Source organism: Chroococcidiopsis sp. TS-821, assembly GCF_002939305.1.
GTDB lineage: Bacteria > Cyanobacteriota > Cyanobacteriia > Cyanobacteriales > Chroococcidiopsidaceae > Chroogloeocystis.
This window is the reverse complement of the sequence record NZ_MVDI01000046.1, coordinates 1-412: the sequence shown is the minus strand read 5'-3', so window position 1 is coordinate 412 and position 412 is coordinate 1. Positions and strand designations below refer to the sequence as shown.

Annotated in this window: 1 protein-coding gene; it reads right to left on the bottom strand. The window is 57.5% G+C overall.

Annotation, left to right across the window (positions count from 1 at the left end; genetic code table 11):
• Nucleotides 1-80 precede the first annotated feature (80 nt).
• Nucleotides 81-412, bottom strand: a 332-nt coding sequence (locus B1A85_RS24140; RefSeq protein ID WP_210404708.1) for a hypothetical protein, incomplete at its 5' end; no start/stop codon positions are given.

The following is a 412-nucleotide window of genomic DNA, read 5'->3' as shown; positions in this document are numbered from 1 at the left end:
AAAACAACAACAAAACCACCAACGACCGCCACTGTAGACACCCCACCAACAAATGGCGCAGAAAATACCACTCCACCCAATCACATCGACACCCCACCACCAACTGCCCCGGTAGACACCACCCCACCAACTGCCCCGGTAAACAACACGCCACCAACGGACACCGAAACCCCACCACCAACTGACCCGGTAGACAACACGCCACCAACGGACACCGAAACGCCACTACCAACGGATCCAGTTGACAACACGCCGCCAACAGATCCAGTAGACAACACCCCACCAACTGACCCGGTAGACACCACGCCACCAACGGACATCGAAACCCCGCTACCAACTGACCCGGTAGACAACACCCCGCCAACTGACCCGGTAGACAACACGCCACCAACGGACACCGAAACACCACTAC